The sequence below is a fragment of the Kutzneria sp. 744 genome (assembly GCF_000568255.1).
Classification (GTDB): Bacteria; Actinomycetota; Actinomycetes; order Mycobacteriales; family Pseudonocardiaceae; genus Kutzneria.
Genome location: NZ_KK037166.1, coordinates 5,560,307 through 5,567,951 on the forward strand (window position 1 = coordinate 5,560,307; position 7,645 = coordinate 5,567,951).

General features: G+C 71.5%; 8 protein-coding genes and 1 pseudogene. 4 read left to right on the forward strand and 5 right to left on the reverse strand.

Features of this window, described 5'->3' with window-relative positions; translation table 11 throughout:
• The 4 genes from KUTG_RS24915 to nth form a co-directional block, all read right to left on the reverse strand.
• Positions 1–799, reverse strand: a 799-nt coding sequence (locus KUTG_RS24915) for a MarP family serine protease (protein WP_043720038.1), incomplete at its 3' end; no start/stop codon positions are given.
• Positions 796–1,488, reverse strand: a complete 693-nt coding sequence (locus KUTG_RS24920) for an NUDIX hydrolase (RefSeq protein WP_043720039.1) — start codon at positions 1,486–1,488, stop codon at positions 796–798. The genes KUTG_RS24915 and KUTG_RS24920, both read right to left, overlap by 4 nt.
• Positions 1,485–2,099 (reverse strand): TlpA family protein disulfide reductase, encoded by a 615-nt coding sequence (locus KUTG_RS24925; protein WP_043720042.1) that lies wholly within the window; start codon positions 2,097–2,099, stop codon positions 1,485–1,487. The genes KUTG_RS24920 and KUTG_RS24925 overlap by 4 nt, the downstream gene beginning before the upstream one ends.
• A complete protein-coding gene (nth, locus tag KUTG_RS24930; protein ID WP_052396670.1) occupies positions 2,096–2,821 on the reverse strand; it encodes an endonuclease III in 726 nt (241 codons plus the stop codon). The genes KUTG_RS24925 and nth overlap by 4 nt, the downstream gene beginning before the upstream one ends.
• Positions 2,822–2,970: 149 nt before the next feature.
• Between nth and KUTG_RS24935 the strand changes: the two genes are divergently transcribed.
• The 3 genes from KUTG_RS24935 (at position 2,971) to KUTG_RS24945 (ending at position 5,782) form a co-directional block, all read left to right on the forward strand.
• Complete coding sequence (locus KUTG_RS24935) at positions 2,971–3,231, forward strand: hypothetical protein (RefSeq protein WP_043730536.1); 261 nt, start codon at positions 2,971–2,973, stop codon at positions 3,229–3,231.
• Positions 3,232–3,286: 55 nt separating this feature from the next.
• Positions 3,287–3,961: a Crp/Fnr family transcriptional regulator gene (locus KUTG_RS24940; protein ID WP_043720043.1), complete on the forward strand. Its 675-nt coding sequence runs from the start codon at positions 3,287–3,289 to the stop codon at positions 3,959–3,961.
• 570 nt (positions 3,962–4,531) lie between these two features.
• A complete protein-coding gene (locus KUTG_RS24945; protein ID WP_043720046.1) occupies positions 4,532–5,782 on the forward strand; it encodes an MFS transporter in 1,251 nt (416 codons plus the stop codon).
• On the opposite strand, the gene KUTG_RS24950 is transcribed toward KUTG_RS24945, so the two are convergent.
• On the reverse strand, positions 5,757–7,205 hold the full coding sequence (locus KUTG_RS24950) for a CehA/McbA family metallohydrolase (RefSeq protein WP_043720047.1): 1,449 nt from the start codon (positions 7,203–7,205) through the stop codon (positions 5,757–5,759). The two genes, KUTG_RS24945 and KUTG_RS24950, sit on opposite strands and share 26 nt — an antisense overlap.
• Before the next feature lie 145 nt (positions 7,206–7,350).
• On the opposite strand from KUTG_RS24950, the pseudogene KUTG_RS24955 reads away from it, so the two are divergent.
• Positions 7,351–7,645, forward strand: a pseudogene (locus KUTG_RS24955) (DNA polymerase III subunit beta); the annotation flags it as partial.

A 7,645-nucleotide genomic window follows, 5' to 3' on the forward strand; every position in this document is an offset into this window, starting at 1 on the left:
CGGGCACGGACAGCACCGCGACGTCGGCCTCCGGGTCGTAGTAGACGACGTGCGCGGTGAGCTGGCCGCGGCCGACCTCCACCACCTCGTCGTCGGTGCCGGCGACCACGTGCGCGTTGGTCATCACGCGCTCGGGGGCGATCACGAAGCCGCTGCCCTCCAGCGCCCGCGAGCAGGACGGCGCCCGCCCACGCACCTTGAGCACGCTGGGCTCCACGGCCTTGACGACCTGGCTGTTCTGCAGCGCGGTGTCCGGCGGGTCGACGTCGGTGATCGGGGTCCGGGTGAACGGACCGGTGGCGGTGAGCAGGCCCGAGCTGAGCAGCTTGCTCACGTCGTTGGGCAGCTGCTCGGCCTCGGCCGGCATCAGGTTGTTGACGGTGCCCAGCACCACCGAGCCGCGGATGGCCGAGGCCAGGCCGGGCACTGGCACCGAGGTCAGCGGCAGCGCGAACACCCAGGCCACCACGAACACCACGGCGCACTGCACCAGCGCGCCCAGGGTGTGGTCGACGCCGGTGAACGGGCCGAGCCGGATGTGCTGGCGGATGGAGCGGCCCAGCCACACGCCTAATGTCTCGCCCAGCGCGACCAGCAGCACCAGCGCGCCCATCCAGACCGCGATCCGGGTGACGTTGCTGTTGAAGTTGGCCATGATCATCGGCGTCACGATCAGGCCGAGCACGGTGCCGCCGAGCACGCCGACGGTCGCGGGCAGGGTGGTGATCAGGCCGTGCCTGGCCCCGGACACCGCGGCGATCACGGCCAGCAGGACCACCACCAGGTCGACCCAGTTCACGCCTGCACCTCCGCGTTCGCCGCCCGCAGCGACTCGTCCAGATCACGCACGTCGGCCGTGTTCCAGGGGCGTTCCCAGCCGGCCAGCGTCAGCAGCCCGGCCAGCAGGCCCGCGGTGAAGCCCCACACCAGCATGCCGGGCGCCGAGAACGCCGGTCCGGTGAAGCCGGAGGGGTGCATCACCCGGAACCGGTTGGCCGGGTCGGTCAGGTGCGCGATCGGCACCCGCGCCACCGCGGCCGTCTCCGCCGGGTCGACCACGCGGACCGGCGACGGGCGCTCCCAGTGGGCCAGCACGGGCGTCACCATGAAGCCGGAGACCGGGACGAACAGGTCGGGCAGCAGCGCGATCGGGCGGACGCCGTCCGCCAGCACGCCGGCCTCCTCCTCGGCCTCGCGCAGCGCGGTGTCGACCGGGCCGTCGTCGGTGTCGTCGGCGCTGCCGCCGGGGAAGGCCACCTGGCCGGGATGGGAGTTGAGCGTGTCCGCGCGGCGGGTGAGCAGCACGTCAGGGCCGTCAATCCCGTCGCCGTCACCGAGCAGCATCAGCACCGCGGCCGGCCGGGTCGGCTTGCCGCTGGGCGGGCGCACCCTGGTCAACGCGGAGGCGTCCAGGTCGGCGGTGGCCGCGACCAGGCCGGACAGCCAGCCGGGCACGTCCGCCGGGTCCACCAGGGGGCCAGGACTCATCCGGTGACACTCCCGTCCGCATACTGCCGCACCGCCTGTTCCACCTGGTCCGCCGAGTCGAAGGGCGGTGTGGTGATCCTCTTCGAGGAGCCGTCCGCTGCAACTACGTAGCTGACAGGGAAGACGTTCGGCCGACCCAGCGCGTTGGCCACGACCGCGTTCGGATCCCAGACCGACGGCAGCCTGATCTTGAGCGAGCCGAGCAGGTCCAGGCCGCCGGCCTCGTCGCTCTGGGCCGGGATCTCGACGAGCAGGACCGGGATCGCGCCTGGTCGGGCCGCATATTCCTGGAGCGCGGGCAGCTCGGTGCGGCATGGCACGCACCACGGCTCCCAGAAGTTGACGAGCATCGGGCCGCCGCCGAGCGTGATCTCGGCGCCGTCGGCCATGCACGTGACCTTGAGGCCGGTGAGGCCGCCTTTGCCGGTCGGCCTCGTGTCAGGTGACTGCGGGCAGGCCGGCAGCGCGGCCGCCTTCCGCAGCGCGCTGACGTCGGGCTTGGGCACGGACGGGTCGGCGTGGGTGGGGGCCTGGCCGCGCGGCCAGACGGCGATCGCGGTCGCCACCGCGAGCACCACCGCCACCAGAGCCCACCGCCAACGAACGCTCATCGCCCGGCGCCGGCCTTCTTCTTGCCCTTGCCGGCGGCGCGGACCCGCTCGGCCAGGGCCAGCAGGTGCGGCGCCTCGTCGCCCTTGACCAGCTTCTCCGCCACGTCCGGGTCGGTCGGGCCGTCGCCGAAGGACGGGCAGTCCGGGGCCAGGAAGCAGGCGCCGCAGGCCGGCTTGCGGGCGTGGCAGACCCGGCGGCCGTGGAAGATCGTCCAGTGCGAGAGCAGCGTCCAGTCCTTGCGGGGGACGAGCTCACCGATGGCGTGCTCGACCTTGACCGGGTCGGTCTCCTCGGTCCAGCCCCAGCGCCGGACCAGCCGGCCGAAGTGCGTGTCGACGGTGATGCCGGGCACGTCGAAGGCCTCGCCGAGCACCACGTTGGCCGTCTTGCGGCCGATGCCGGGCAGCCGGACCAGCTCCTCCAGCGTGCCGGGCACCTCGCCGCCGTGCTTGTCGACCAGCGCCGAGCCCAGGCCCATGATCGAGGTGGCCTTGTTCCGGTAGAACCCGGTCGACCGGATCATCTCCTCCAGCTCGACCCGGTCGGCTCCGGCGTAGTCGGCGGCGGTCCGGTACCTGGCGAACAGCGCCGGCGTGACCTCGTTCACCCGCTTGTCGGTGCACTGGGCGGACAGGATCACGGCCACCGTGAGGTCCAGCGCCGTGCCGAAGTCGAGTTCGCAGTGCGCGTCGGGGTAGCCCTCCGCCAACGCGCGGGTCATCCGCCGCACCCGGCGGACGAGGCTGAGGTTGTTCGCGGCGGCGGTCGCTGGCACCTGCCCAGCGTACGGACCCCGACCGACAACTCCGACACGCCGGGGTGACCCCCGATGCACGCGCCCGAACCGCCATGGGAGAGGATGGCAGCATCATGACTGCCTGGTTGGTGCTCGTCGTACCCCTTCTGATCATGTTCTTCGCGCTCTTCATGGAACGCGTGGAAGCTCGCCTGCGCCATGTGGCCGTGCAGGAGAACGAGGTCGAGGAATTCCTGGAGCAGGCCCGACCGGACGAGGTCAGGGCGCTGTACGGGCACGGCATCGGCCGGGCGCTGGAGCTGTTCCGCCTGCGTAGGCTGGGCGGACGCGCCGCGAGGCTGCGTCCCCGGCGGACCAGGGGCAACGGGTCCTAGACTGACACGCTAGTGATCGGCGGCACCGGCCGCCGCGTCTCGAAGGAGGGACGAGGTGGACGAGACCCTGGCCCGCGCGGGCATCTTCCAGGGTGTGGACCCGTCGGCAGCGGAGGCTCTGCTCGTCACGCTGGAGCCGATCGACTTCCCGCGAGGACATGTGATCTTCGCGGAGGGCGAGCCCGGCGACCGGCTCTACATCATCCACAGCGGCAAGGTGAAGATCGGCCGCAAGTCGCCGGACGGCCGCGAGAACCTGCTCAACATCATGGGTCCCTCGGACATGTTCGGCGAGCTGTCGATCTTCGACCCGGGTCCGCGCACGTCGACCGCGACCACCGTGACCGAGGTCCGGGCGCTGTCGATGGGGCGCCCCGAGCTGCGGGAATGGATCAGCAAGCGGCCCGAGATCGCCGAGCAGCTGCTGCGGGTGCTGGCCCGTAGGCTGCGCCGGACGAACAACATGCTGGCCGACCTGATCTTCACGGACGTGCCCGGCCGCGTGGCCAAGGCGCTGCTCCAGTTCGCCCGCCAGTTCGGCAGCCAGGAGGCCGGCCTGCTGAGGGTCACTCACGACCTCACGCAGGAGGAGATCGCCCAGTACGTCGGCGCCTCCCGCGAGACCGTGAACAAGGCCCTGGCCGACTTCGCGCACCGCGGCTGGCTGCGCCTGGAGGGCAAGAGCGTCCTGATCCTGGATCCGGAGCGCCTCGCTCGACGAGCGCGGTAGATCCAAGCGAGCACCGAAGGCCCCTGTCCACCACGTGGATGGGGGCCTTTCGGCTGTCCGAGCAGGCAGTCTTTGCTCACCGTTCGGCCACATTTCCGAGAACCGGGAATGTCGCCCAAGTCCGACATAACAGGCGGAGACGCGCGCCGCCAAGCCACGCACGGGGTCCGGGGCGAAGCCCCGGCGTGGGGGCCGGGCCCCCACTGAGCACCTGGCGTGCAGCGGTCCGCGCGGTCCGCGCTTTCCGCGGACATGGTCCGCGGAGCACAAAAGGCCGGCGGTGGCCCCCGACGCCACTAGCCGGCCTTTCGTGTTGCGCGGGCCATCCCCCGACGGGCCGCGCACCCCGTCCCCTCTGGCGTCAGGCCCCGAACCCGACACCGGAGGAGGTCTTGCCTGGTCACTGTGACATGGAACTGCCCGTCACGGACAACCGGATTCACTCTCAAGGACTCCAAATTGGGTCTTTACGTTGCGCGCGTTCACCCACTCATCGCAACGCCGTGACTACATCGTGATGTACGCCTCCACTCTGGTACGCCGGTACCACTCCATGTCATACTGGTACACATGTCCCAGTCCGCGTCTCTCACCGACTACCGCACCGCACTGACCACACCGGGTGCCAAGCTGCCGGTGCTCGCCTCCGCACTGGCCCGGCTGCCCATCGCGATGATCGGCCTGGCCCTGCTGCTGTATGTGCAGCGTGCCACCGGTTCCTTCGCCGTCGCCGGCCTGACCTCGGCGGCGGCGCTGATCGGTGTCTCGGTGGGCTCGGTGCTGCAGGGCCGGATCATGGACCGGATGGGCCCGACCCGCCCGCTGCTGTTCACCGCCACGCTGACGCTGCTGTTCGTCGCCAGCGAGGTGTGGGCGGTCGAGACGCTCCAGCCCGAGTGGCTGGTGATCCTGCTGGCCTTCGGCATCGGCCTGACCGAGATGACCGTGGGCTCAGCCTCCCGTTCCCTCTGGGTGCGCCTGGTGCCGCCCGGCCCGGTGCGTCAGGCGGCGTACGCCTACGAGGCCATCAGCATGGAGGTCTTCTTCATCCTGGGCCCGGGCCTGGCCGGTCTGATGACGGCGCTGCCCTGGGCCGGCACGGGCGTGGTCGTGGGCTCGCTGTCCATGGTCGTCGGCGGTGTCTCGTTCGCGTTGACGCCGACGGTCCGCGCCTGGCGGCCCAGCCGGGACGAGCTGCGCCCCACCAGCCTGCTCGGCGCGCTGGCCAGCCCCGGTATGCGGACGGTGGCGCTGGCCGCGCTGGGCTTCGGCGTGACGATCGGCTTCGTCGAGGTCGCGGTGCCGGCGTTCGCCTCCGAGGCCGGGTCGCCGGCGGCCGGCGGCCTGATGCTGAGCCTGTGGTCGGTGAGCTCCGTGATCTTCGGCGTGCTGTACGGCGTCCGCCCGTGGCCGCGGTCCATGCACCTGCGGCTGCCGGTCCTGCTGGCCGGCTTCGCCCTGCTGATCCTGCTGCTGGCGATCCCGTCGTCGCTGTTCGGCCTCGGCCTCGCGCTGCTGGCCGTGGGAATCCTGATCACGCCGCAGTCGACCGCGCACTCGGCGGCCATCGACCTGGTCGCCCCGGCCGGCACCACCACGGAGGCGTTCGGCTGGGTGATCACCTCGGTGACGCTCGGCCTGGCCATCGGCCAGTCCACCAGCGGCCAGCTGGTGCAGAACTTCGGCACGAGCTGGTCGTTCTTCGCGGCGGCCGCCGCCGGCCTGGTGATCGCCGCGCTGGTGTGGGCGTTCCGCGGCACGGTCAAGCAGTCCACCCTGACCACGGCCGCCCTGGTCAGCGTCGAAGAAAAACTGGGTTAGTCAGCGCGACCATCTGCTCGCCCCGCCGCACCTCGACCCGGATCCAGTCGGAGTCGGCGGGGCTGGTCGTGAACTCGACGCCCTGCTCGCCGGCGTGCACCACCCCGGTCTGGTCGATGACCCGGGTCTGCGTGCCCGGCACGCCGTCCACCTCGACGTGGACGGTCACCGGACGGCCCGTGCGCAGCGTCTCCCCGATACCGGCGCTGTGCCGGCCGTCCGTCACCTTCAGCGACAGCTGGACCTGCGCCGACTCGGCGATCCAGTTGTGCCCGGCCTTCAGCCCGGCGAACAGGAACGGCCCGAACAGGTCCTCGGCCAGCACCACGTTGTGCGGCAGGCCGACCACCTGCGGCTCGGCGTGGGCGTCGCTGTCGCCCACGGCCGGGATCCAGCGGCCCTCGCGGAGCATCGCGTCCCAGGACTGGAGAGTCTTCTCGTCGTCCTCGGTCCACGGCCCGTTCCAGACCTCGATGACGTCGACCAGGTCGTAGCGGAACTCGAACGAGCAGCCCAGGCACGGCGCGTACGGATGCGCGGCGACGACGAGGCCGCCGACCGAGTGCACCTCGCCGACGAAGCGCCGGAAGTCGTTGGGCTCGGTGTCCCGGTAGCGCCAGTCGATCCAGCGCCCCACCGGCAGGTTCCACGCCGGCCAGTGCCCGGAGCGGGTGGTGACCTCCTCGCCGTTGAGGATCAGCAGGTCCTCGGTGGCGTGTCGGCCCCACTGCAACGAGGCGCTGGGCGTGTTGTGCTCGGTGGAGATGATGAAGTCCAGGCCGGCCGCGCGGGCCGCCGCGACGAGCTCGTCGGGCGTGCGCTTGCCGTCGGAGTAGACCGTGTGAAGGTGGCCGTCGCCGCGATACCAGTCGCGGCCGCGGCGGCGGGCCCGCGCGAAGGACGGGGCCGGCTTCACCTCGAACGGCTTACCGGGCGGCCCGAAGCGCAGCGTGATGTCCACGCGGTAGTCCAGGCCCTGCTCCGCCACCGTGTACGGCCCGAGGATCACGTGCCAGGTGCCGGCGTCGATCGGCCCCGGCAGGTAGCCGGGGGTCGCGTCGGAGGCGCTGATCGTGAACCGGTCGCGGGCGCCGCCGGACCAGCCCCGGAAACCGTGGTGGTTGCCCAACTCGTGGCCGGCCGGGCCGAAGACGCCGAAGTCCAGTGCATTGCCGAGCTGGCCGGGCGGCACCTGCGGTCGGTCGTAGCTGTAGACCACCGTCAGCTCCGCGACCCCGCGTGGCACGTCGACCGGGAGGTAGTACCAGTCGGGAGCACCCGGCTCGAACCGACCGGTCACGGTGATCGTCTGCTCGCTGCCGTCCGTGCCGTCCGCGAACGCGATCCCCGGCAACATCGTGCCGACCGCCCCCGCCGCCAACACCCCACCCGCCCTGAGCAATGCCCTCCGGTTGATGCTCATGCGTCGGGACGCTATGCGGCAAAGCGTGACTCGAACACCACCGTCAGATGAACGGTGTTGCTCGTTAACGGGAACCTGCCCGCACACGCCGCATCGCGAGGTCGCGCCGCATGAACTGTCAGGGGTGGGTCGTACGGTCGCGTTCATGGACCTGACCGCCACCACCGCGCAGCTCGCCGGCACGTTCGCCGACATGGTCCGGTTGCTGCCGGCCAGGATGTACGACCCCGTGCTGGCCGGCGTCTTGATCACCGCGGACCGGGACGGGGTGCTGGTCCGCGGCACCGATCGGGAGCGGGGCGTGCGGTTGCGGTGCGCAGCGACCGTGCATGAGGACGGCCAGGTCCTGGTGCCGGCCAAGCCCTTGGCCGAGACCCTGCGCGCGTTGGACGCCCCTCAGGTGCGGCTGGTCGTGGAGGGTTCGCGGCTGGCCGTCCGGG

What these genes read in the sequence shown, in the direction of transcription:
- KUTG_RS24950 (WP_043720047.1), bottom strand. Translation starts at nt 7,205, where the DNA reads ATGAGCATCAACCGGAGGGCATTGCTCAGGGCGGGTGGGGTGTTGGCG.
- KUTG_RS24925 (WP_043720042.1), bottom strand. Translation starts at nt 2,099, where the DNA reads ATGAGCGTTCGTTGGCGGTGGGCTCTGGTGGCGGTGGTGCTCGCGGTG.
- KUTG_RS24935 (WP_043730536.1), top strand. Translation starts at nt 2,971, where the DNA reads ATGACTGCCTGGTTGGTGCTCGTCGTACCCCTTCTGATCATGTTCTTC.
- nth (WP_052396670.1), bottom strand. Translation starts at nt 2,821, where the DNA reads ATGACCCGCGCGTTGGCGGAGGGCTACCCCGACGCGCACTGCGAACTC.
- KUTG_RS24920 (WP_043720039.1), bottom strand. Translation starts at nt 1,488, where the DNA reads ATGAGTCCTGGCCCCCTGGTGGACCCGGCGGACGTGCCCGGCTGGCTG.
- KUTG_RS24945 (WP_043720046.1), top strand. Translation starts at nt 4,532, where the DNA reads ATGTCCCAGTCCGCGTCTCTCACCGACTACCGCACCGCACTGACCACA.